The organism is Pontibacter amylolyticus, from assembly GCF_014638845.1.
Taxonomy (GTDB): domain Bacteria; phylum Bacteroidota; class Bacteroidia; order Cytophagales; family Hymenobacteraceae; genus Pontibacter; species Pontibacter amylolyticus.
In genome coordinates, this window is the sequence record NZ_BMFP01000007.1 from 1 (window position 1) to 23,774 (window position 23,774).

Here is a 23,774-nt window from a genome sequence, read left to right on the forward strand (position 1 = left end):
CTCTTGCTCGTCTCTTGCATATAAGTCAACTTTTGTGTCAACTCATTTCAGGACGGTACAGGTATAGAAACAGAAAAGCCGCTCCGTATAGAGCGGCTTTTTTGTTTCTATATACGGAGCGACTATCTGTGTGCTATCCCACAAATAATTAATTATGAGAACATTTATGCATTCAATGGGTAGACTAAAGGACCAGGGATGACTGAATTTAGAGTTCACAGATAATTTAAACATTCATTTAAATAGTTAAATCATGAAAATCAAGAATGTAGCAGTTGCCGGCACCGGCGTTTTAGGTAGCCAGATTGCTTTTCAGACAGCATTTAAAGGATTTGAGGTTTCAGCGTACGATATAAACGATGAAGCCCTAGAGAAGGCGAAAGAAAGATTTAATGTTTTAAAGGAGCGTTACCAGGAAGATAAGTATGGTACGAAAGAAAAAGTAGATGCCGCATACAATCGCATTTCCTTATTTACTGATTTAGCAAAGGCGGTGGAGAACGCCGATTTAGTAATCGAAGCAGTACCAGAAGTGCTCAGCATCAAGCAGGATTTCTATAAAGAGCTGTCACGTGTCGCAAAAAAAGAAACAATCTTTGCTTCAAACTCATCTACCATGACCCCAAGTCAGCTGGTTGGTTTTACCGATCGTCCGGAAAAATATTTGCATCTGCATTTCGCCAACGAAATCTGGAAGCTTAACATTGCAGAGATCATGAAACATGAGGGTACTTCCCCGGAAGTATTTGATGAGGTAATAGCGTTTGCAAAAGCGATTGGGATGGTTCCAATCCCACTTCACAAGGAGCAACCTGGCTATGTTCTAAACACACTTCTGGTTCCGCATCTGAAAGCTGCCATGCAAATGGTTGTAGATGGGGTAGCTGAGCCTGAGGTGGTGGACAAGACCTGGATGATCTCAACTGGTGCGCCGCTTGGTCCCTTCGCATTTCTGGATATCATTGGCCCTAACACACCCTATAATTTGTACAAAGCATGGGGAGACGCAGGAGATGAGGTCTCCGCAAGGGTTGCCGGCTGGTTGAAAAAGGAGTATCTGGATAAAGGAAGAATGGGGAAAGCAAATGGAAAAGGAGTCTATACCTACCCAAATCCTGCCTATGAAAAACCTGATTTCCTGAAATAATATACCCTGCGCTGCGGGCCAGTTTATTCTCCGCGACTCACCTGCAGGGCTGGCGAGGCCAAAGAGGGGCGCAACGCCTTACTGGTAAGGTGCAAGCCGTACTACAAGTACATCAAAATGATTTTATAAGGTATAGCCTTTAAGTAAAGCAAAGCCGCTCCGTTATGGAGCGGCTTTTTGTTTTTTTGCTAAAGAGCGGTTGCGGATAAATACAATTTATAACCATATTGATCAAACAATGACTAAGTTTGGGACTCTTTAAGAACTAATCACCTAAGAATCAGGCACATTAACCGGATATAACCGGATATACCCGGTATACCCGGTTATACACGCTTAATCACACCCTTTTACCCTACAATTCCTAAATATAATAGGCTTCTTATACCTTCATGCATATTGTAAATGCACAATTATTTTCATTGGTAAAGCACGCTATGTCAAGTGGAGGTCCAAATAGAGTCCGAAATTCGCTTAATAGCCCTGGCAGGAAATATTTCAGCTAAAAAATGATGTGATTTCAGAAAGAATTTCTATATTGAATAAACAAGATATACAAGCTCTAAAAGGCTTAAAAGCCAGTTTCTGGCAGACTAGGACGATTTTGAGTGAAAGCTAGCAACTCCGCATATAGTGCAGATAAACGTAATAGGCTTCCGTATATCCATTAGTTAGGGTTAACAAATAATTATATAAAATTAAAGTGACAGGATTAATAAAAGCTATCTGTTATACTCTTCTTGCCATTCTCTGCACATCGTGCTTTAGTGTTGACTGTGACAAATTAGCTACCATACTTAGACCTAAAGAATGCAACATTGTAGTAGAAGATACACCCGAGCGGGGTAGAAGATTCACAATAAAAGGTATAAATCCTGAAACGAATCAAAGGGTGACATACAGTGATGTGAACACTTGGTATGTTTTCTTCAATGATAAAATAGAAGTGGGTGATACTGTAGTAAAACGAAATGGGGAATTAACTTTTTACATTCATAAAGCGGATACGACTTTGGCCTTTCCATATGAATGCGAAGGGAAAGTATTTGAGTAAGAAAAAAGAAGAATTGCTTCCCCTAACCCAGCACATAAATCATGTTCGGCTACGCCTTCACGCTTTATGTACAAACCGTTAGCGTTCACCAAAAATATAGAAAGATAGAATGAACAGGTTTCTACTCGGCTTTATACTCCTTGTTCTCTGTTCTTGCTCTGAGAAAGAAGCTGAGAATCAAATAAAAGCTGTGCAGGAAGAACCTGTTGATACTTTCCACACTACTGGTATCAAGAAAGTTAATGGAGAGTATGTACTTGATACAGTCGCTATACTTACAAATGATAACCTTGAGCCGTTACTAACTGCCGTTGAAGAAGCCAAATTAGTTAGTTATGATAATGTAACAGATATGCCGCCATTCATCAAAGAGTTTCTTGAAAGCCAGATTGGCGGTGACATCTCAATGGTTAACTATGGGGAAGACTGGCAGGAAACAGATGTTATCGAAGAAGGGCTTGCCGACAGGCAGCTGGTATACCTAGGTATGGATGATTCTATAGTTTTGCTGGCTTACCATACTGGCGGATTCGGGAAAGCAGAGCATGTTCTGATTTTCAAGCATAGAGAAGGAGAGATAACTGACTTTTGGAAAGGCATTATCTTAAAAACTATCAAAACCAAAGAAGGTATAGTTGCATACCTGAAAGAAAACAAGGATACGGAGTGGCGGATAAACTTTAACAGGATATACTTCTAAATCAGGCGTTAATTAAAAGAAGAATGGCATCCGCTAACCCTGCACAGGCTGCATGTTCGGCTTTGCCTCACTCGTAGCCTGTACTAACCGTTAGCCAATATTGATAATGATAAAATTAGAAGCAATTGAACTCTTCAAGATTGGAATTCTAAGTGACTTTCCCTTTGGCACATTACGAGAATCGGTAACAGCTAAACTTGGTGAGCCAGATTGTGTAATAGAGAATGAAGAATCATCTATGATTAGATATGATTACATTGAATTCCATTTTATCCATTTGAATGAAAATGTTAAAAAGTTAGATGGAATAGTAATCATTCCTAAACATGAAACAGATTCACCTGAACGAATTAGTATTGATTGCGATTGGTTTAACAGCAACTTGAATTATGAGCAAACTATGAGGAATTTGACCTCCATTGGCATTAACTTTAAGGAAACAGTCTCAGAAGCCGATAAAGAAGAAAAGGTAATTAAAACTTCTGGAAATGTTAGTTTCTTATTTTTCCCTGACGACCATAAAATATGTAAAGCAGGAAAATTTGTTGGAATAGAAGAAATTGAAAATAAGCACACCATCGGCTAACCACACCCATAAGCCAGCTACGCCGCCTTATGGCCAAGTCCGTTAAATCTCCGTAAAAGCAACTCCACTAGCTCCCCCATGGATAACGAAAAGGCATTTGTGAAGCGTTTTTTTCAGGCGGGTGTTGCCCAGCCTGAAAAGCTGGACATGATTGCCAGTCATTTTCATGAAAAGCGGATCGACAAACACGATCACCTCCTGCTCGAAGGAAAGACCAGTCAGGAATATATGCTGCTGGAAAGCGGTTTCATGCGCGCTTATTCCCTCGATACGGCAGGCAACGAAGTTACCACCGCTTTTTATGATGCCGGACAGCCTGTATTTGATGTGGCCTCCTTCTTCATGCACACGCCTTCGAAAGAGAGCATTCAGGCGCTTTCCCCCTGTAAGGGCTGGGTCATTACATTTAACGACCTTAACACCCTGTTTCACAGCTTACCTGAATTTAGAGAGGTTGGCAGGGGGATCTTAGTGAAAGGCTTTGTTGCGCTCAAGCTTCGTATGCAGTCCATGATCACGGAAACGGCCGAGGCCCGTTACGCGATGCTCCTGCAGTCGAACCCCGAAATCCTGATGCAGGCTCCGCTGAAACACATCGCCTCTTACCTGGGCATCACCGACACCTCCTTAAGCCGGATCAGGCGCGAACTCAGCAAGCAGCACAAGTAATTTTTCCTCTTCCCCCACTTCTTGTCATATGGCAAGTAGATTGATGGAGCCATACGTTTATTTTGATGTAAAAAACGATAAGCCATGGAAACATTACCACTGTACATTTACGGCACCTTTGTACTCACCGTACTCGCTGCCATTTATCTTTTTGTGAAGGCCTCCTCTTCACGCCGGCTCTTTTTAGTCATGTTTGCTTGGCTGGCGCTAACAGGCACACTGGCATGGATGGGCTTCTTTGAGGCACCGGACGCACTGCCTCCCCGCTTTCTGGTGGCAGTACTGCCCCCGCTGCTCTGCCTCGTAGCACTGTTCAGCACTAAGCAAGGCAGAGCATGGCTAGACGCCTTCGATCTGAAAACGCTCACCATATTGCAGACCTTGCGCATACCGGTGGAACTTGTTTTGTATGGGCTGTTCCTGCACCAGCTTACGCCTGAGTTGATGACCTTTCAGGGCAGGAATTTTGATATCCTGTCAGGTATAACGGCACCTCTGATGTACTACATTGTTTTTGTGCGGAACAATTGGCGCCCACAATTGCTGCTCTTGTGGAATGTGATCACGTTTGGTATACTGCTCTTTACGGTGAGCAACGGCATCCTCTCGGCCCCCTCCCCTGTGCAGCAGTTTGCTTTTGAGCAACCCAATGTGGCTGTGCTGCGCTTTCCGTTTATCTGGTTGCCTGCGGTAGTTGTGCCCATAGCCTATTTTGCACACCTGATCTCCATCCGACAACTGTGGAAGGCATATGGAAGGAATAGGAAATTTTTGAATACTTTAGAGTCAGATAAGCAAAATCATCAGCGAGATGTGGCAGATTTTCCGTCTGGCCAAAACCTGAATTTTTAAAGCCATCACATGAACCCACAAGTAACCGACTACATTAACACATCCGGGAAGCACAAAGAGACTCTGGAAGCCCTGAGGCAGCTCGTGCATGACACCGTGCCCGGCTTAAGCGAAGAATTTAAATGGGGCCGTCCGGTGTTCCGCGTCAACAAAGACTTTGTCTACCTCAAAACTGCCAAGGCTTATGTTACCCTGGGCTTCTTCCAGTTCGACAAACTCGACGACCCGAAAGGCTTGCTGGAAGGGACTGGCAAGGACATGCGCCACATCAAGATCAAAAACGTGCAGGAAGTTGACCGGGAGCTACTGCGCGATTGGTTTAAGGCGGCATCGGTATAGCCAAAAGCTGCTTCCGACGTATACCTGCCCATGATGACCGAGAAAGAGAAAATGCTGGCTGGCGAACTCTACGACCCGCTGGACAAGCAACTGAGTGATGAACGCCTGCAGACGCGCCTGCTCCTGAAAGAACTCAACGACAGCCGCGAAGACCAGGTAGAAGAACGCAGTCGTATCCTGAAAGCCCTGATCCCGAACTCGGGCGAAGGTCTCTGGCTGCAGCCCCCCTTCTACTGCGACTACGGCTACAACATGGTGGTAGGCGATAGGGTGTTTTTTAATTTCAACTGCGTGGTGCTCGATGTGATGGAAGTCCGCATTGGCAGCCGTACCCTGTTTGGCCCCAACGTGCAGGTATACACCGCCACCCACCCCATGGATCACCAGATACGCGCTTCCGGGGTAGAGAATGCCAGGCCCATTTCTATTGGCGAGGACGTCTGGATAGGCGGCAGCGTGGTGATTTGCCCTGGCGTCACCATTGGCGACCGCAGTGTGATCGGGGCCGGCAGCGTCGTCACCAAAGACATACCTGCCGACGTTTTCGCTGCAGGCAATCCCTGCCGTGTCATCCGACATTTGGACAAGTAGCGCTGCCGGTGCTATCTTTAGCTTCTGTTACCCCTTTGCGCATGGAAGCTTATCAGGACATATTTCGGCTGCAAAAGCACCCCCGCAGCGCATTTTCCCAGCCCTACTCCTCCGAGTTTTACAACATTCTACTACTGGAGGGTAGCGGCACGCTCAGCGTGGACTTCACCGACTACGCTTTTGATGGGAAAATTGCGCTCTTCACCTCCCCCTATCAGCATCTGAGCATCAGCGCCGACACAGACTTTGAGGTAGACCAGCTGATTTTTCACGGGGATTTTTACTGCATCGAGTACCACAAGAACGAGGTGGCCTGCAACGGACTGTTGTTCAACAACATCTACAAGCAGCCCTTCATCACGCTGAGAGACGATGAAATTGCTTCTATCTTTGACAAGGTCAGAATGGAGCTGAGCCAGAATGAACCGCATTCGGAACCGATCTTGCGGAGCTACCTGCAGCTTATTCTGGCTATTGGAAGCAGGATCAAAAAGCGGGAGCAGCAGCTGGAGGCAGAGAGTACGCTCCACCCCATGGAGCAGTTCCGGGAATTGGTAGAGCAGCATTTCCTGACGCAGCGCAACACGCCATTTTACGCGGAGCAGATGGCCCTCTCCCATAGTGCTTTCGCCCGGAAGGTTAAAAGGCACTTTGGCAAGTCACCCTCCCAACTGATACAGGACCGCGTCATATTGGAAGCCAAAAAGCAGCTGCACCTCACATACAAGAGCATCAAAGAAGTGGCTGCCGCCCTCCATTTTGAGGATGAGCATTACTTCAGCCGCTATTTCAAAAAGCACACCGGCATCTCTCCTACCCATTTCAGAGAGAAAGTTGGCATCTCGATAGTGGCGGATTTGTCCATGAGATAGCCCAATCTGTCCATTCTTTCCACCTTCGGAAGGCTTTAGTTTTGTATAGTCACTAATACTACACTTAACTGATGAACGACAACGTACAGCAACTACTCCACTCCTTAGCGAATGCGCAGCGCTATTTTGTGCATTTTACCAGAATTTCCATTTTCATTGTCATGGCCTGGATCGGCGGCCTGAAAGCCTTTCAGTACGAAGCGGACGGCATTGTGCCCTTTGTAGCCAACAGCCCGTTTATGAGTTTCTTCTATACTAAGGATGCACCCGAGTACCAGCAGTACAAAAACAAGGAAGGCGAGGTAATCCCGAAAAACATTGCCTGGCACCAGGAAAACGGCACCTACATTTTCTCCTATGCCCTGGGCGCGGTCATCATCGCCATTGGTCTGCTTACCCTGCTCGGTATCTACAACGCGAAGATCGGGCTGCTGGGCGGCTTGCTTACGGTAGGTATGTCCTTTGTGACGCTCTCCTTTCTGATCACCACACCAGAGGTATACGTGCCTGACCTGGGCGGACCCGATCACGGCTTCCCATACCTTTCGGGCGCTGGCCGACTGGTGCTTAAAGACATTATCATGATGGCCGCCGGCCTGGTGGTGGCATCCGATGCGGCCAGTAGAATCCTGAGGGTTCAAAACAGTACTCATACCGTAACTGCACCCACAAGCCGCCAGAAGGTAACAGCGCAGCCAATAGACTAGTCTTTCAAAGCGCCGCTGCTGCTGTCTCGATTACCAGGTCGCTGAACGAACCTACAACTGATTCCTGGGTTGACGGTAATGTGCATACCCCCATAAACAAAAGAAGCCGGGCTTTTGGCCTGGCTTCTTCTGTTCACAAAGTTCTGGAACTAGTTGTTTATTTTGATATCAACTTTCTTCGTTTTCAGCGAACCGCCTTCAGGACCCAATTCGATGGATGTTCCCTTTTCCTGCTCTACAACTACTTTTGTGGCTGGCGTAGGGGCGGGCTTCTCAACCTCAACCACTTTTACTGTTTCTTTCTCAACAATTTTAGTCTGCTCTTCTGCCGGTTGATTATTACAACCAAAGGAGAACGTCAGTGCAAGCGCACTCAATAAATAAATGAATTTCATATAATGAAAATCTGGAACTGGTGACGGCAAACAAAAATGGCTAAACTTTAAAATCCTAATGATATACTGATTAGCACTTTCTTACCTGGTTCAGTTAACGTCTACAAAGCGTAAGTAGTTACGATATATTAATATATATAAATTATTTACTGGTAGTGCGTTCCCTAAAAAACTCCAAAACGTCCGGACCATGTAAGCAAAAGAGCCTCTCCGTTTCCGAAGAGGCCCTCTTTCATTTTTATACATTCAAAAGTCTTTTGTCTTTTGTCAAAAGTTCTTTTGTCACATACTTAAACCAGTATTCTCACCGGGTTTTCGAGCAGGTTTTTGAAGGTCTGCAGGAAGGCAGAACCAACGGCGCCGTCTACTACGCGGTGGTCGCACGACAGGGTAACCTTCATCACGTTGCCGATTCTGATCTGACCGTCACGCACCACAGGCGTCTGCTTGATAGCACCTACTGCCAGGATGCAGGCATCCGGCGAGTTGATGATAGCCGTGAATTCTTCGATGCCGAACATGCCCAGGTTTGAGATGGTGAAGGTGTTGCCCTCCCAGTCAGCTGGCTGCAGCTTCTTGTTCTTCGCCTTACCGCCCAGGTCTTTGACCTCAGCCGCAATGGCTGACAGCGACTTGTAGTCGGCATTGCGAATCACCGGCACCAGCAGGCCTTCTTCTACCGCTACAGCCACACCAATGTTGATGTGCTTGTTGTAACGGATCTTGTCGCCAAGCCACGAAGAGTTCACGGCAGGGTGCTGACGAAGCGCCGCAGCGGCCGCCTTGATCACCAGGTCGTTGAACGATACCTTCACCGGAGAAACTTCGTTGATGGACGTACGGGCTTCCATAGCCTTATCCATGTCGATTTCCATGGTCAGGTAGAAGTGCGGTGCAGAGAACTTGCTTTCGGCCAGACGACGCGCGATCACTTTGCGCATCTGCGACACGTTCACTTCTTCGTAGGCATCAGCTGGTGCGCCCGGTATAGCTTGTGCAGCCGGAGCGGCGGCAGGAGCCTTGGCAGCTTCTTTTTGTGGCGCGGCAGACGGCGTGAAATTCTCCACGTCGCGCAGCACGATGCGGCCACCCTCACCCGATCCTTTGATCTGGTTCAGCTTGATGCCTTTGTCTTTCGCTACTTTTTTGGCAAGCGGAGAAGCCTTGATGCGGCCGTTTCCTTCTGCAGCCACCTGCTCTGTTTCGCCAGCCGGCACTTCTGTTTCCAGTACTTTATCTTCTGTTGTCGCCTCGGTACGGGCTTCTATGTTCTCGTCAGACTGTGCGTTCTCTTCGCGTGAGCGTCCTTCTTTACCACCCTCAGCATCGAGCAGGGCTTTGTAGTCAGCGTCTTTGTCACCGATGATGGCGATGATCGCATCAATGGCCACAGAATCGCCTGCGTTTACGCCGGTGTAAAGCAGCGTACCATCTTCGTAAGACTCCAGTTCCATGGTCGCCTTGTCGGTTTCCACTTCGGCCAGCACATCGCCTGAGCTCACTTTGTCGCCCACTTTCTTCAGCCACGATACGAGCACACCTTCTGTCATGGTGTCGCTCATCTTCGGCATGCGGATAACAGAGGCTTTGATGTTGGAGGTGTCCACGGAAGCTTTGGCAGCAGGAGCGTCCGCCTTGGCCGGAGCCGCTTCTTTCTTCTCTTCCTGCTTGGGAGCTTCCTCTTTCTCTGCTTTCGGGGCCTCTTTGGCAGCAGGCTTCGCGCTTCCGCCCGCCTCACCCAGCAACCCGGAAATGTCCTCGCCTTCCTTGCCAATGATCGCTATTACAGCATCAATAGGTACAGAATCGCCTTTTTTCGGACCAATGTGCAACAGAGTGCCATCTTCGTATGATTCCAGTTCCATGGTCGCCTTGTCGGTTTCCACTTCGGCCAGCACATCGCCTGAGCTAACCTTGTCACCTACTTTCTTAAGCCAAGATGCAATCACCCCCTCCGTCATCGTGTCGCTCATCTTAGGCATTCGTATCACTTCAGCCATAATTTATCGTCTTGTTTGTTCGCCTGTTTCGTCTAATGGATAAAGCCCAAAATTAGACCTAAAAATATTTTATTCAAACTATACCTCTTAAATTGTTGCAACAGGCAATTTATACCTGCACATCCTGCAAATGGGCTATGTCACAGTACTTCTTCACACTGAACATACTACCCGTATAATCGAGCTGATAAAGGCACAGGTTCTGGTGCTCAAACTGGTCCATGCAGCGCAGTGGATAGCGCAGCAATTGGCTCAATAAAATGCGCATCGCGCGGCCGTGCATACAAATCAATACGGTTTCCTCCTCCGGTCGGCTCAAAATCAAATCCACCACAGGCTTCTGCCGGGCGGCCACCAGTTCGGGGCTCTCCCCTCCTTCTATGCACAGGCTGGTCTCGCCTTCGGTCCAGGACTGCAGCATGCGGTGGTAGTAAGCGTCCTCTTCCGGTGTGATGCGCGTGCCTTCGCGTGTTCCCCAGTTGATCTCGTTCAGACCGTCATGCTGCTCGTGCGGTATGCCTTTGTCGATAAAGCCCTGCACCGACTGTATGCTGCGCTGCAAGACAGAGGTGTATACCTTGTCGAAGGGAATGTGCTGGTACTTTTGAAAGAAAGCGGCCGCCTGTCTGCGACCCAGCTCGTTGAGTGATGCATCCACACCGCTACCCTGCACGATACCCTGCAGGTTGAAATCGGTTTGCCCGTGGCGGATCAGGTATATTTTCTTAATACTCAAAATTGTTCTAATTTTGCCTCTTTACCAATACTAGAATGCGAAGTTAGCATTCCAAGCCTATACAACATGGAGTCTACGTTAGAAAAGCTGCAGGAGTGGAGTAAAAATACGATGGTGGAGCACCTTGGCATTGAAATGCTCGCTTACAAGGAGGGTGTTTTAACCGCGAAGATGCCGGTTGACAAGCGAACCCACCAGCCAATGGGCCTGCTGCACGGCGGTGCCTCCGTGGCCTTGGCCGAGACACTTGGTAGCATCGGCGCGGCGCTTTCGGTAGACCTGAGCCAGAAGGCCTGCGTGGGACTGGAGATAAACGCCAACCACATCCGCAGCGCACGCGAAGGCTGGGTGTACGGCGAGGCCAAAGCCCTGCACCAGGGCCGCAGCACACAGGTATGGGAAATCAAAATTACGACTGAGACTGGTGATCTGGTGTGCCTCAGCCGCATGACAGTGGCTATTATCGATAAGAAATAAGGTATGGAACAGGCAGCTGGAGGAGAAAACGTGAAAAGCTATACCCTGGAACAGGTGCTGTCGGCAGCTTTACGTCAGCAGCAGGCCATTGCCGTCTGGCGACTACCCCTGCAAACCGAAGTGCAGGCTTGCATCTCCTTCGCACCGCAAACCACTTCCACTATACCTGAACTGGAGTCAAGCCCGGCTGGCTTTCTCTTCTGCCCTTTTGAAACGGAAGGAACACACGGCCACATTTTCCTGCAAGCGGACATCCACTACAGTGCCCTCACAAAGCAGCTCAATACCGGCACAGATGCCCCCGCTGCACAGGTTAGCCTGTTTACAGAAGCACTGAATCAGACTGAAAACGGGAAGCCTTATGCCTGGCCTATACCTGCCAACCCTGCCCGCCACTCTGACCGGAATGAAGAGAACTTCAAAGCGGCTGCGAGTCTCGCGGTGGATGTCATCCGGGCGGAAGCAATGGAAAAAGTGGTGCTTTCCAGAACCAGTACTATCCCATTGCCCGATGCCTTCAGCCTGCACAAGGCCTTCGAAAAAATGTGTTCGGCCTACCCCAACGCTTTTGTATCGCTGGTGGCTATACCTGGTGTGGGCACTTGGCTAGGCGCCACCCCGGAGATACTGGTGAGTGTAGACCAGCAGCAGCTATTCAAAACCGTGGCGCTGGCCGGCACGCAGCCCCTTTGCGAAGACGGCTCCACGGCCAACGCCATCTGGCGCCAAAAGGAAATTGAAGAACAGGGCATGGTGGAGCGCTACGTACTGAGCTGTTTCAAAAAACTGCGGCTGCGCGAGTACACCGAAGTGGGTCCCCGCACCGTGATCGCCGGTAACCTGATGCACCTGCGCACCGACTTCAAAGTAGACCTGAAGGAAGTAGATTTCCCGACGCTCGGCACTGACATGCTGCGCCTGCTGCACCCAACCTCCGCCGTTTGCGGACTACCCAAAGAACCTTCCTTGCGATTCATACTGGATCACGAAGGCTACGACCGCAGCTACTACAGCGGTTTTCTGGGTCCTGTGAACAGCGAAGCCGGCACGCACCTTTATGTAAACCTGCGCTGCATGCAGCTATTGCAACACGAAGCTGTACTATACGCGGGAGCCGGCATTACCGGAGAATCTTCCCCTGAAAAGGAATGGCAGGAAACAAAGCACAAACTCCAGACGATGGGGAAAATCCTGTCGGAGTTTTAAAAATGAGTGAGTTGGTGATTGAGTGAATGAGTGAGTTTTGATCCAGTGAATGTGGTTTGAATGTTTAATTATTTTTCAAATTAATATTTTTGACAAAAATAATATAGCCGAATCAAGCCCGCATTACACTGAAAATCTACTGAAACTTAATGATCAATTTAACAATTCAACCATCAACAATTTAACAAATTAACCATTCACTCAATCACTAACTCACTCAATCACTAACTCAAAAATGATCCAAGCGCCTGTTGTCAATATAGCTGAGATATGTGCCCGCAAGGGGGTGGAAAACGTGGTATTGTCGCCAGGCTCGCGCTGTGCGCCCTTGACAATAGCCTTTGCCCGCCATCCGAAAATGACGGTGCGCACGGTGAGCGATGAGCGCGCCGCGGCCTTTATCGCACTAGGTATGGCGCAGACAACGGGCAAGCCGACGGTGCTGGTCTGTACTTCCGGCACGGCAGCACTCAACTATGCGCCCGCTGTGGCGGAGGCTTTTTTTCTGCAGGTGCCCCTGCTGGTGCTCACTGCGGACCGTCCGCCGGAGTGGATCGATCAGCTTGACGGACAAACCATTCGCCAGCAGCAGGTGTACGGCAAACACATCAAACGCAGCTTCGACTTCCCGGTAGCGCTTGAGCACCCCGATGCGGTGTGGCACACGGAACGCATGGTGTCAGAGGCGCTGAACGAAGCGGTGGCTTTTCCTGCCGGACCGGTACACATCAACGTGCCGCTGCGCGAGCCCTTCTACCCTGCCGATGGCGAGAATCTGCAATACAATGCACAGGTGAAAGTGATCGAGGAAGACCACAATCCGTTCGAAATCAGCCAGATGCAGGCTTTAAAGCTGGAGCAGGAAATGCTCTACTACAAGCGTGTTTTGGTGGTGGCCGGTCAGGGAAAACATGATCCGAGGCTCTTGCACTCCCTTCAGGCGTTCATGGGTTCGACGGGTGCGGTGGCAGTGGGTGACATTATCAGCAACACGCAGCAAATGCCTGGTGTAGTACGTCATCAGGATGCGATTCTGGCCTGCCCCGACCCCGAGAAGATGCAGTCCCTGCAGCCGGATCTGTTGATCACGTTTGGTAAGTCGGTCATCTCTAAAAGTCTGAAGCTATACCTTCGGCAATACAAACCAAAGGCGCATTGGCATATCCAACCAGCCGGACAGGTGGCCGATACCTTTCAGTCACTCACCCGCATCATCCGTTGCACGCCCGCTAGCTTTTTCCGCAGCATGGCCGGCAGCACCCGCGTAGACCCCGGCTATATCGAATCGTGGGCAGGTATAGAAAGCAAGGCCGGGAACTTCCTGAAAACGTATACCTCTGGCTCGCCTTACAGCGAGTTAACGGCCATTGGCCGCGTACTCAGCAGCCTGCCTCAGCAGAGCAATCTGCACTTAGCCAACAGTATGGCCGTGCGCTATGCCAACATCCTGGCTTTGCAACCGGAACAGGACGTGCAGGTATACGCCAACCGCGGCACGAGCGGCATCGACGGCAGTACCAGCACTACCGTCGGCTGCGCCTTGAGCAGCGAGCGCATCACCACCCTGCTCACCGGCGACATGGCCTTCTTCTACGACCGCAACGGACTCTGGCACAACTACCTGCCGGCCAACTTGCGCATCGTGATCATCAACAACCACGCAGGCGGCATTTTCCGGCTGATCGACGGCCCGAGGCGACAGCCGGAACTGGAGGAATTCTTCGAGACTCGACAGCAACTGGATGCCCGCAACACCGCCAGCGATTTTGGTATGGCCTACACCACCTGCTCTTCGCTGGAGGAACTGGAGCAAGCCCTGCCCACCTTTTTCGCTCCCGACACCGGAACAGGTATACTCGAGATTTTCACTGACAGCAGAGAGAATGCTGGGGAGTTTGCCGCTTATAAGCAGGCGTTGTTGAAGGCTTTGTAGGGTAAAAGGAGGAGTAGTTTGTCAGAATCAGGATTTACAGGATTAAAGGATTTTCAGGATTTTGGTGAACGATTGTCATACCCCTGCTCCCTTCTTTATCGAGGGCCCCTTCCCCCAAGGGGACTTTCCGGCCATTGCCTTAGTAAGGTATAGCCTCGTGGATACAGCAGCTTCATTGCAGTACCGGGTCAAACCACCCCTAACCCCTCCTTATCCAAGGAGGGGAGTCTGTAGCTGCCAATTCAAGGTATAAGCACTGTAGTTGCGATCACAGACCACTGCAGGTATAGCAAGGCTAACTTGCCCCGGAAACAATGAAACAAACAGCCTTAGCCAGGTGCACTTTTCGGCGCTCCACTGTTCGAGCGTTCAGCGAGTTTGGAGCGTCTTGATTTTTTTGCCTACTTTTTTCATCAAGGAAAAAAGTAGGGCCCGCCTGGCCAGGGCAAGCTATGAAACAACTTAGGTTGCTATACCTGCAAAAGGCATGAGCTACAATGCAAACGCTAAGACAAAAAGCATAACCCTACGATATATCCATAATTACATCATCCATTTAACAGCACAATTCGTTTAAACAATTGTATACCACTTTGTTAAACCTAAAACTTTACAGCCATGAACTTAACGCAAGACATGCACCGGATTGAGCATTGGGCTGATACACACCATCCGGTTTGGGTAGACTTTGTGCGCATGGCGCTGGGAATCTTTTTGTTCGTGAAAGGCGTCCTGTTTATTCAGGATACAGAAGCACTGCAGAGCATCATGAGCCAAAGCCAGTTTCAGTGGGTGTCGTTGGGACTGGCCCATTATGTGGCGTTCGTGCACCTGGTAGGCGGTCTGCTGATTGCCATGGGCCTGGTTACGCGCATCGCCATCCTGTTTCAGATACCCATCCTGCTGGGCGCTGTATTTTTCATCAACCCGCAGCGGGGCTTTTACTCTGAGAACACCGAGCTCTGGTCATCTGTCATCGTCCTGATCCTGCTGATCGTCTTCTTGATCCTGGGCTCCGGCCGTCTTTCTGTGGACAACCTGATCAGCCGACCAGAAAGAGACATACTGTATTAGTCCTGAAAGGCTGATTCTGAGCTATACCTGTCAGTTACGGGCGCTTGCACTGATTGCTTTCTCTAGCCAAAGAGAAGGAAAAGTGAGCTACGACCGGCCGACGTCATTAATCCATAAGCTCCCTCCCTACCTGAAGCACAGGAAAGTGGGAGCACTTCATTTGCCTGAAGCCGTACTAGTACTGAGCAGGTATTTTTCAAAGCGCTTCCCTAAATTTATACACTCCCTTCTTTAGGTCTTAATACCCGATTCTCGTAATTTTGAGCAGAATTTAAGACAGCTATACCTGCGAATAACACGTACGGATAGTCTGACCGCATGCTAAAGCGTAAGGTACAAAAAGCACAGACGAGCTGAAGGCCATACCTGCCAGCCTCCGGGAAATAAAATAAATTGAATACGTGGCAAAGCAGTATGGATGCTGCTCTTGCTTCAACTACTGAGACACCTCATGACGCAAAGGTTCCTGACCCTAAACGGAAATAAGTTTTTCTACGACGAAATAGCGGCTTATTCTTTCCGCAACAGCGTGCCGCTCAACGGCTACGAAGCAAAAACCCTCGAATTCTGCCGCGACTGGCTCAATGGCGTGCAGGAATTCCCCATCCATACCTCCGGCTCTACCGGCACGCCAAAACAGATCACGCTCACCCGCAAGCAGATGGAGACCAGCGCCCGCCGCACCATCAAGCTGCTGGGCCTGAAAGCAGATGAGCACATGCTGGTATGCCTCAACACGGAGTACATTGCGGGCATGATGATGATCGTGCGCGGGCTACTGGCAGATATGCAGATGACGATTGTGGAGCCAGTAGTAAATCCGCTCTCCCTTACCCCTGCTGACGAAGTGTATCATTTCTCATCTTTTGTGCCGATGCAGTTGCAGACCATTCTGCATGAGCACGGCGATGCGTTGGAGCGCCTGGACAACATGAAAGCGATCCTGGTGGGAGGTGCTCCGGTCAGTTTTTCATTGCAGCGCGAACTGCAGCAACTGCGGGTGCCAGTGTACCATACCTACGGCATGACGGAAACGGCTTCGCACATTGCCCTGCGCCTGCTCAACGGCGCTAATGCTGCCGACTACTACGAAACCATTGAGGGCGTAACAATCGGCCAGGACAACCGGGGCTGCCTCACGATTACAGGAGACCTCACGGCAAACGAAATGCTGGTGACCAACGACATTGTCGAGATACTGACTCCCACCCGCTTCCGCTGGATAGGCCGTGCGGACAATACCATCAACACAGGTGGCGTAAAGGTGCAGACGGAAGTAGTGGAGGTGGCCGTTTCAGAAGCACTTGCCGAGTTGGAGCAGGCGCCACGCTTCTTTGTAGCCTCTCAGCCCGACGAACTGCTGGGTGAAAAAGTGATCCTGGTGTTGGAGGGCAAACAACTCCCTGATGCTGCAGAGCAGCAGGTGATGGATAAAATGCGCAGCCTGCTTCACAAGTTCGAAATGCCGAAAGACGTGTACTACAGTCCCGCTTTTTCTGAGACAGCCACCGGCAAAGTGTCCCGTTTGCGCACCATGCAAAAGCTGGGGCTGGAAACTGACTAGAACAGGTATAGCGCTATCGCGTAGTAGGGTAAAACAAAACATCCTACTATGCGACCATACTCCTTCCTCAGTCTCCTCTTACTGACCGCACTTGCCCTGCAGGGCTGCAGTGGCGGACTCTTTTCCTCTAAAGGACCGGTAACGCTCACCGAAGTCTGGGCCACAGACAACACCCTGCGCTCCCCGGAGTCGGTGGTATTTGACCGGGAACGCAATGTGCTCTACGTCTCCAACATCAACGAATCGAGCAAAGACCGCAAAGATGGCGACGGCTTCATCTCGCGCCTCAGTCCCAATGGCGACATCGAACAGCTTTACTGGGTTTCAGGGCTGAATGACCCGAAGGGAATGGCCCTGCACAACAACATTCTCTATGTGGCTGATATGGACGAGATTGTTGCCATTGCCACCCAGACAGGTGCTGTACTGGCCCGTCACAAAGCCGACAAAGCCCAGATGCTCAATGACGTGACTGTAGACGATGCGGGCAATGTGTATGTGTCAGATTCGCAGCGCGGCGCCATCTACCTGTTCCGAAACGGCCGCGTCAGTCACTGGCTCGACACCAAACGCGAGCGCCCGAACGGCCTGCTGTATGACAACAACCGCCTGATCGTGGCCTCCTTCAACACAGGCCAAGTCCGCTTCCTGGATACAGAGCGAAAAGAATTTACGGACTGGACCGAAAAAATTCCATCGGCAGACGGGATAACCCGTATCAGTGCGGATGGCTATGTGGTCTCCAACTGGAACGGCGAGCTCTACTACGTCGACATGAATGGCCGCAACTGGAAGATACTGGACACGAAGAACAAGAAAATCAACGCTGCGGATGTTTTCTATTCCGAAGAGCAGGGTCTGCTTTACGTTCCCACCTTTTTCGACAACCGCGTGATCGCTTACCGGTTGGCATTCTAAAAAAATTGCACAGTTTTTAAGGAAATTTTCTGATCCGGGAAAAATCTGGCTTAAATTATGTATAGATCCGGTATACCTAAAGTGCTGAAGATAACATATGAAGATGAAACAAACGTACTTGCTGGCCGGAGCTTTGCTGCTGGCCGCTTTCGGCGCCACGGCGCAGAGAAGCTCCACCCAACTCCCACCAGCGGAGCAGGACCAACTCAAGGTAGCTAAAACGGACACCATCACCCGCATGGAAACATTGTCGGGTATATTTCTGAACCCCACCAAGAAAGGCACTTTTGTGCTGGACTTCAACCAGGTGCTAACTGAAAACGCACGCTTGGAAGTGAAAAACAGAGCGGGTAGAATTGTCTATAAAAAGCCTGTCAGCGTAGCCAAAAAAGAAACCGCCTGGCGTTTTGATCTGGGCAAGCTGCGGCCGGACACCTACCAGGTAGAAGTGATCACCCCCGACACGACCTACTGGACTAAGTTCAAGGTCGGACGCTAGTATTTTATGTGCTTGCACAAGCGCCCCGCTACAGATTCTGTGGCGGGGCGCTTGTGTTTACTGTACAAAGTGAGAGTATCTTATACCTGACTCCATTGCTGCACCACGTGGTAGAGCAGTGAAGCCCCGAGTTTGGCCGTGCGGTTATCAACGTCCAGTGTCGGGTTCAGCTCTACCACATCCAAGGTGAGCAGTTTGCCACTGCTGATGATCTCCTGCAGCAGGATCAGGGCAATCTCAGGGTGGATACCCAGGGCAGCCGGAGCGCTTACACCCGGTGCATAGGCCGCCGCGAACACATCCAGATCGATGCTCACGTACAGCACATCCATCAAGGCCATGAATTGCTGCAGTTTCTCGCGCAGCGCCTCATAGTTATATACCTGCATGGCGGGGGCGAGCACATAATCGGCACCGTAATCCCCTGCCGTATTGAAAAGTTTCTGGGTGTTACCGTACTGCTGTATACCCAGGCACAGGTAGTTAAAATCCCGGTTGTCTTCGATCAGACCGTCAGCTATCTGCAGAAAAGGCGTGCCGGAACTGGGCTGCTTTTCGTAAGTGCGCAGGTCGAAGTGGGCGTCGAAGTTGATAATGCCGAGTTGCTTGTCAGCCGGCAGTGCCTGTTTTATGCCCAGGTAGTGCCCGTAAGCAGTTTCGTGTCCGCCTCCGAGGATGATCGTTTTGTAGGTGTTGGTCAAAAGCGCGTTTACCTTCTTGCCGAGTTGCTTCTGCGCCTCTTCCAGGTTCTGGTTGGTGCAGTACACATCACCGGCGTCCAGCAGAGCAGTGTCGTCCTCCAGGTGCCAGGCAAACGAAGCCATCGCCTGTCGCAAGGCTGACGGTCCCTGTACAGCCCCTTCCCTCCCCTGGTTGCGCCGCACGCCCTCATCACAGCAAAAGCCCAAAAAGGCAAAGGCTTGATCTGCCGTTGCAGGTTCAGTCTCTTCGCTCAGGTTTAGCAACTGTATACCCTGGTGCCAGCGCTTTCCTTCTTCGCCATCCGTAGCGTCTACTCTGCCTTTCCAGGTGCCGGGTGCTGTGGGTTTGTACATTTAATTAATTGTTGAATTGTTGATGGTTAAATTGTTGTTCGGGGGATGATGGAGGCGAAGTAACTTTTGATACCAACAGACGCTATACCTCTCTCCCCTGCTTCCATACCTGCGTGGGCTTCAGCTTACCCTGCTGGTAGAGGATTTCCTTGTAGTTGTCGGTCGAAAAAGCGATCATATCTGCCAACTGCCCCTTAGCAATTGTACCTCGGTCGGAGAGATTCAGCGCTTTTGCGGCACGAACTGTAATGCCCGCCAGCGTTTCGGCCATGGTCAGTTTCTCGGCGGCTCCGAGTAAAGCAGCTTGCATCAAGAGATCACCCATCGGGGCGGAGCCGGGGTTCCAGTCCGTGGCGATGGCCAGGCAAAGTCCGCCGTCGAGCATTTTGCGGGCCGGGGCATAGTGCATACCCAATCCCAGCGACGCACCCGGCAATACCGTGGCCACCACACCGGCATCCCGCATTAGAGCGATCTCCTCTTCACCACTCGCCTCCAAGTGGTCGGCGCTGATGGCTCCGGCTTCGGCGGCTATGCGACTGCCGCCGATGCTAAACTGATCGGCATGCACTGTGATCTCAAAGCCCATCTCTTTGGCAGCAAGCAAGTACTCCAGCGATTCTTCCTCGCTGAAAGCCGTGTCTTCGATAAAAATATCCACCCGGTTGGCAAGTCCCTGCTCCTTTACCTGCGGCAAAAGCTGCGTGATCACTTCCTGCAGGTATAGGCGGGAGTCGGTGTGCTCCGGCGGGCGCATGTGGGCTGCCAGGCAGGTAGGCACAAGCTCCAGCGCATGGTGTTTGTTCACCAGTTGAATCGCCTCCAGCATCTTGAGCTCCTCTTCGGTGGTCAGGCCATAGCCGCTTTTCACTTCGCAGGTTGTGACGCCTTCGGACAGGTGTCGGTCGCAGCGCTTTTTGAGCAGGTCCACCAATTCTACCAGGGTAGCCTGGCGGGTTTTGCGCACGCTGTCGAGTATGCCGCCGCCGCTGCGGGCTATCTCCAGGTATGATTTTCCGGCAACACGCATGGCATAATCGTTGGCGCGGGAGCCAGCGAAACAAATATGCGTGTGGGAGTCGATCAGCCCTGGCAAGAGCACCATCGACTCTTCTATCTTCTGCAAGGTATAGCCCTTCTCCTGCGCAATTTTCAGCAGCTTATCATAACGCTCGACCAGCACGACGAAACCGTCATATACCAGTACTCCGGCATCTTCGAGCACCTCCAATTCTTCATCAGCTATTGCACCAGCCTCCGGCAAACCTGCCATCGTCACCAGCTGCTTGAAAGGGCCGATCAGGATATGGGAATTGTCTTGTTTCATCGTTTTAGATTTTGCTGGTTTCAAGATAAGCGATTATTAAAGTTGATTGTCATTTCGAACGCTAGTGAGAAATCTGGATCTCTATTTCAGATTTCTCAGAGATTCGTTCGAAATGACACATAGGCGCCTCCGTTTTATCGCAACAGCTTTTACAGGTTCAAGCCAAACTTCTCGGCATTGGCCTGGGCTGTTTCGTAACCGGCGTCGGCGTGACGGAAGATGCCCATGGCCGGGTCGTTGTGCAGCACGCGGCTCAGGCAGCGGTCGGCACGCTCGGTGCCGTCGGCCAGAATCACCATACCGGCGTGTTGCGAGTAGCCAATCCCTACGCCGCCCCCATGGTGGAACGACACCCAGGTAGCACCACCGGCCGTGTTCGACATCAGGTTGAGCAGCGGCCAATCCGATACGGCGTCAGAGCCGTCGAGCATACCTTCGGTCTCGCGGTAGGGCGATGCCACAGAGCCGCAGTCAAGGTGGTCGCGACCGATCACGATCGGAGCTTTTACTTTGCCTTCGCGCACGAGTTGGTTGAACATCAAGCCGGCTTTCTCGCGCTCGCCCATACCCAGCCAGCAGATGCGGCACGGCAGTCCCTGGAAAGCCACTTTCTCTTCGGCTTCATTCAGCCATTTTATCATGTGCGTGTTCTCAGGGAAGAGCTCCTTCAGCGCTTCGTCTGTCACGCGGATATCTTCCGGATCACCGGAAAGGGCCGCCCAGCGGAATGGGCCTTTGCCTTCGCAGAAAAGCGGACGCATGTACTCCGGCACAAAGCCCGGTATGTTAAAGGCATTGGGTTCACCTCCCTGCTGGGCAAACTCACGGAGGTTATTGCCATAGTCGAAGGTGCGGCTGCCACGGCGCTGCAGTTCCAGCATAAAGTGTACGTGGCGGGCCATGCTTTTGAGTGAGCGGGCCTTGTATGCCTGCGGATCGCTTTCGCGCAAGGCTTTGGCTTCCTCCAGCGTCAGTCCGTTTGGCACGTAGCCGTTGATCGGGTCGTGGGCCGAAGTTTGGTCAGTGAGAATTTCCGGGGTGATGTTGTCCTGAATCAGTTTCTCCAGTACATCGCCGATATCACCTACGAGACCAATCGAGATCGCCTCACCTTTCTCCTTCGCTTCCAGTGCCCAGCGCTTAGCCTCTTCGTAGTCATAGGTCATCTTGTCGATGTAGCGGGTTTCGAGGCGTTTTTTGATGCGCTCTGGGTCCACATCCACACCCAGGAAAGTAGCACCAGCGATGGTGGCGGCCAGTGGCTGTGCGCCGCCCATACCGCCCAGGCCGCCAGTCACGAGCAGTTTGTGGCGCAGGTCGTCGTTGAAGTGGATGCGGCCGCAGGCGGCAAAAGTCTCGTAAGTACCTTGCAGGATACCCTGCGTCCCGATGTAGATCCAGCTACCGGCCGTCATCTGGCCGTACATCATCAGGCCGCGGGCACGGAGTTCGTTGAAGTGCTCCCAGGTGGCCCAATGCGGCACGAGGTTGGAGTTGGCGATCAGCACACGGGGCGCCTCGGCATGTGTACGCACCTTACCCACTGGCTTGCCGGACTGTACCAGCAGACTCTCGTCTTCCTCCAGGTTCAGGAGTACTTCAATGATCTTCTGAGCATCGGCGACTGTACGGGCTGCCTGTCCGATGCCACCGTACACGACCAGTCGGCTCGGGTCCTCGGCCACTTCGTCGGTCAGGTTGTTGAGAAACATGCGCAGGGCCGCTTCACACTGCCAGTTTCTGGCGTTAAGCACGGGTCCGGTTGGTGGAATATAAGTTGGATGGTTTGCGTATTTCTGGATAAACTCACTCACAGACAGGCCAGAGCGATTCACAGATTCGGTGACAGTAGCGTTATTCATAGTTGATTGTATCGTAAAATCCTGTTCAATATTCTTAAAAATAAAGGAAAAAGGATAGGAAAATCATGCTTAATTTCAGCCTCACATGTATTATCACACTGTTGTCTGAACAACAAACATTATGTTTCATATCCCCCTCACCTCCCTCCGCGCTCAGTTTGGCGACATCGACATCTACCTGTTTGACCAACTGCTTAAAGGCCGTATCCAGAAAGGTATGCAGTTATTGGACGCCGGTTGCGGCGCGGGTCGTAATATCGCTTACCTGATGCGGGCCGGTGTGCAGGTATACGGAGCGGATATTTCGGCAGAAGCGATCAAAATTACGAGAGAACTAGCCTCGGAACTGGCCCCTACGCTGCCTGCCCGCAACTTTGTAGTAGCAGATCTGGATGCGCTGCCTTTCGAGAATGAGAAGTTTGATGTGGTGCTTTGCAGTGCCGTGCTGCACTTTGCCCGAAGCGAGGAACATTTTAAAGCTGAAGTTCGGGAGTTGTGGCGGGTACTCAAGCCGGGCGGTATGCTATTTGCCCGTTTCAGCACCACCATCGGCCTGGAGGGAAAGCTACAACAATTGGAGGGCCGGTTTTACCGGATGTCTCACGGACCCGTTTGGTTTTTGGCGGATGAAGAGATGATCATGGCGTTGGAAAGAGAGATAGGTATGGCTAGGCTGGAGCCGTTGAAGACGGTGTTGGTGGAACAGGAAAGGACGATGACGACGTGGGTGGTGCGGAAGGTTGTCTGAATCAGGATTAGCAGGATTATAGGATTAACAGGATTGTGGTGCAAGATTGATCCCCCTGCCCTCTCCTTCGTCGAGGGCCCTAACCTCCAGGGGTACTTTAGCTTCACTAACTGTCATCCTGAAAGGATCTTGGTTGATGGGGGAACGGGCAGTTGCTATGACACACCCCTCCCCCTCTCAAGAGGGGAATCTCGGCTACTACCAATTCAAAGGTATAGCATCGTAGTTACAGCAATTGCTTTGCAGTACCGGGTCAAACGACCCCTAACCCCTCCTTGTCTAAGGCGGGGAGCCTGTTGCTGCTACTTTACAGGTATAAGCGTTGTAGCTCCTCTCACGTACCACTGGCAGGTATAGCAAGAGTAACTTGCCCCGGAAGCTATGAAATAGATCACACTTGCTAGGTGCACTTTTCGGCGCTCCACTGTTCGAGCGGTCAGCGAGTTTGGAGCGTCTTGATTTT

General features: G+C 50.9%; 23 protein-coding genes. 17 read left to right on the forward strand and 6 right to left on the reverse strand.

Translation table 11 applies throughout. The features are described from left to right. The first annotated feature begins 253 nt into the window (after positions 1-253). From IEV97_RS16350 to rclC, 9 genes are all read left to right on the forward strand, one after another. Positions 254-1,147 carry a 3-hydroxyacyl-CoA dehydrogenase gene (locus tag IEV97_RS16350; RefSeq protein ID WP_188502578.1) on the forward strand — a complete coding sequence of 298 codons (894 nt, stop codon included), beginning with the start codon at positions 254-256 and terminating at the stop codon, positions 1,145-1,147. A gap of 1,163 nt (positions 1,148-2,310) precedes the next feature. Next, positions 2,311-2,901 carry a hypothetical protein gene (locus IEV97_RS16355; RefSeq protein WP_188502579.1) on the forward strand — a complete coding sequence of 197 codons (591 nt, stop codon included), beginning with the start codon at positions 2,311-2,313 and terminating at the stop codon, positions 2,899-2,901. A 106-nt stretch (positions 2,902-3,007) separates the two neighbouring features. Continuing rightward, positions 3,008-3,487, forward strand: coding sequence for a hypothetical protein (locus IEV97_RS16360; RefSeq protein ID WP_188502580.1), 480 nt, complete (start codon positions 3,008-3,010; stop codon positions 3,485-3,487). A gap of 78 nt (positions 3,488-3,565) precedes the next feature. After that, complete coding sequence (locus tag IEV97_RS16365; RefSeq protein ID WP_229733993.1) at positions 3,566-4,156, forward strand: Crp/Fnr family transcriptional regulator; 591 nt, start codon at positions 3,566-3,568, stop codon at positions 4,154-4,156. 84 nt (positions 4,157-4,240) lie between these two features. Then, positions 4,241-5,008, forward strand: coding sequence for a DUF8737 domain-containing protein (locus IEV97_RS16370; protein ID WP_188502581.1), 768 nt, complete (start codon positions 4,241-4,243; stop codon positions 5,006-5,008). A 9-nt stretch (positions 5,009-5,017) separates the two neighbouring features. Beyond that, positions 5,018-5,347: a DUF1801 domain-containing protein gene (locus IEV97_RS16375; RefSeq protein ID WP_188502582.1), complete on the forward strand. Its 330-nt coding sequence runs from the start codon at positions 5,018-5,020 to the stop codon at positions 5,345-5,347. Between the two features lie 30 nt (positions 5,348-5,377). Beyond that, positions 5,378-5,938, forward strand: coding sequence for a sugar O-acetyltransferase (locus IEV97_RS16380; RefSeq protein ID WP_188502583.1), 561 nt, complete (start codon positions 5,378-5,380; stop codon positions 5,936-5,938). A 41-nt stretch (positions 5,939-5,979) separates the two neighbouring features. Further along, the gene (locus IEV97_RS16385) at positions 5,980-6,810 is read left to right on the forward strand and encodes a helix-turn-helix domain-containing protein (RefSeq protein WP_188502584.1); all 831 of its coding nucleotides are present in this window, start codon (positions 5,980-5,982) and stop codon (positions 6,808-6,810) included. 71 nt (positions 6,811-6,881) lie between these two features. After that, complete coding sequence (gene rclC, locus IEV97_RS16390) at positions 6,882-7,517, forward strand: reactive chlorine resistance membrane protein RclC (RefSeq protein ID WP_188502585.1); 636 nt, start codon at positions 6,882-6,884, stop codon at positions 7,515-7,517. Between the two features lie 149 nt (positions 7,518-7,666). Here rclC and IEV97_RS16395 read toward each other — a convergent pair whose 3' ends face one another. The 3 genes from IEV97_RS16395 to IEV97_RS16405 form a co-directional block, all read right to left on the reverse strand. Further along, entirely contained in the window at positions 7,667-7,912 is a 246-nt protein-coding gene (locus IEV97_RS16395; RefSeq protein WP_188502586.1) for a hypothetical protein, read from the reverse strand. Positions 7,913-8,202: 290 nt separating this feature from the next. Continuing rightward, positions 8,203-9,912, reverse strand: coding sequence for a pyruvate dehydrogenase complex dihydrolipoamide acetyltransferase (locus IEV97_RS16400; protein WP_188502587.1), 1,710 nt, complete (start codon positions 9,910-9,912; stop codon positions 8,203-8,205). A 109-nt stretch (positions 9,913-10,021) separates the two neighbouring features. After that, positions 10,022-10,648 (reverse strand): histidine phosphatase family protein, encoded by a 627-nt coding sequence (locus tag IEV97_RS16405; RefSeq protein WP_188502588.1) that lies wholly within the window; start codon positions 10,646-10,648, stop codon positions 10,022-10,024. Between the two features lie 66 nt (positions 10,649-10,714). On the opposite strand from IEV97_RS16405, the gene IEV97_RS16410 reads away from it, so the two are divergent. The 7 genes from IEV97_RS16410 (at position 10,715) to IEV97_RS16440 (ending at position 18,319) form a co-directional block, all read left to right on the forward strand. Next, on the forward strand, positions 10,715-11,125 hold the full coding sequence (locus IEV97_RS16410) for a hotdog fold thioesterase (protein ID WP_188502589.1): 411 nt from the start codon (positions 10,715-10,717) through the stop codon (positions 11,123-11,125). A gap of 3 nt (positions 11,126-11,128) precedes the next feature. Further along, a complete protein-coding gene (locus IEV97_RS16415) occupies positions 11,129-12,331 on the forward strand; it encodes an isochorismate synthase (protein WP_229733994.1) in 1,203 nt (400 codons plus the stop codon). Between the two features lie 235 nt (positions 12,332-12,566). Beyond that, on the forward strand, positions 12,567-14,264 hold the full coding sequence (menD, locus tag IEV97_RS16420) for a 2-succinyl-5-enolpyruvyl-6-hydroxy-3-cyclohexene-1-carboxylic-acid synthase (RefSeq protein WP_188502590.1): 1,698 nt from the start codon (positions 12,567-12,569) through the stop codon (positions 14,262-14,264). Between the two features lie 618 nt (positions 14,265-14,882). Beyond that, positions 14,883-15,338: a DoxX family protein gene (locus IEV97_RS16425; RefSeq protein ID WP_188502591.1), complete on the forward strand. Its 456-nt coding sequence runs from the start codon at positions 14,883-14,885 to the stop codon at positions 15,336-15,338. Positions 15,339-15,789: 451 nt separating this feature from the next. Continuing rightward, positions 15,790-16,902 carry an AMP-binding protein gene (locus IEV97_RS16430; protein WP_188502592.1) on the forward strand — a complete coding sequence of 371 codons (1,113 nt, stop codon included), beginning with the start codon at positions 15,790-15,792 and terminating at the stop codon, positions 16,900-16,902. Positions 16,903-16,950: 48 nt separating this feature from the next. After that, positions 16,951-17,820, forward strand: coding sequence for an SMP-30/gluconolactonase/LRE family protein (locus IEV97_RS16435; RefSeq protein ID WP_188502593.1), 870 nt, complete (start codon positions 16,951-16,953; stop codon positions 17,818-17,820). 97 nt (positions 17,821-17,917) lie between these two features. After that, positions 17,918-18,319: a hypothetical protein gene (locus IEV97_RS16440; RefSeq protein WP_188502594.1), complete on the forward strand. Its 402-nt coding sequence runs from the start codon at positions 17,918-17,920 to the stop codon at positions 18,317-18,319. A gap of 80 nt (positions 18,320-18,399) precedes the next feature. Here IEV97_RS16440 and hutG read toward each other — a convergent pair whose 3' ends face one another. From hutG to hutU, 3 genes are all read right to left on the reverse strand, one after another. Continuing rightward, positions 18,400-19,374 carry a formimidoylglutamase gene (gene hutG, locus IEV97_RS16445; RefSeq protein ID WP_188502595.1) on the reverse strand — a complete coding sequence of 325 codons (975 nt, stop codon included), beginning with the start codon at positions 19,372-19,374 and terminating at the stop codon, positions 18,400-18,402. Positions 19,375-19,456: 82 nt separating this feature from the next. Further along, positions 19,457-20,701 carry an imidazolonepropionase gene (hutI, locus tag IEV97_RS16450; RefSeq protein WP_188502596.1) on the reverse strand — a complete coding sequence of 415 codons (1,245 nt, stop codon included), beginning with the start codon at positions 20,699-20,701 and terminating at the stop codon, positions 19,457-19,459. Positions 20,702-20,850: 149 nt separating this feature from the next. Next, positions 20,851-22,563, reverse strand: coding sequence for a urocanate hydratase (gene hutU / locus IEV97_RS16455; protein WP_188502597.1), 1,713 nt, complete (start codon positions 22,561-22,563; stop codon positions 20,851-20,853). Between the two features lie 121 nt (positions 22,564-22,684). Between hutU and IEV97_RS16460 the strand changes: the two genes are divergently transcribed. Continuing rightward, positions 22,685-23,311: a class I SAM-dependent methyltransferase gene (locus IEV97_RS16460; RefSeq protein WP_188502598.1), complete on the forward strand. Its 627-nt coding sequence runs from the start codon at positions 22,685-22,687 to the stop codon at positions 23,309-23,311. Positions 23,312-23,774 lie beyond the last annotated feature (463 nt).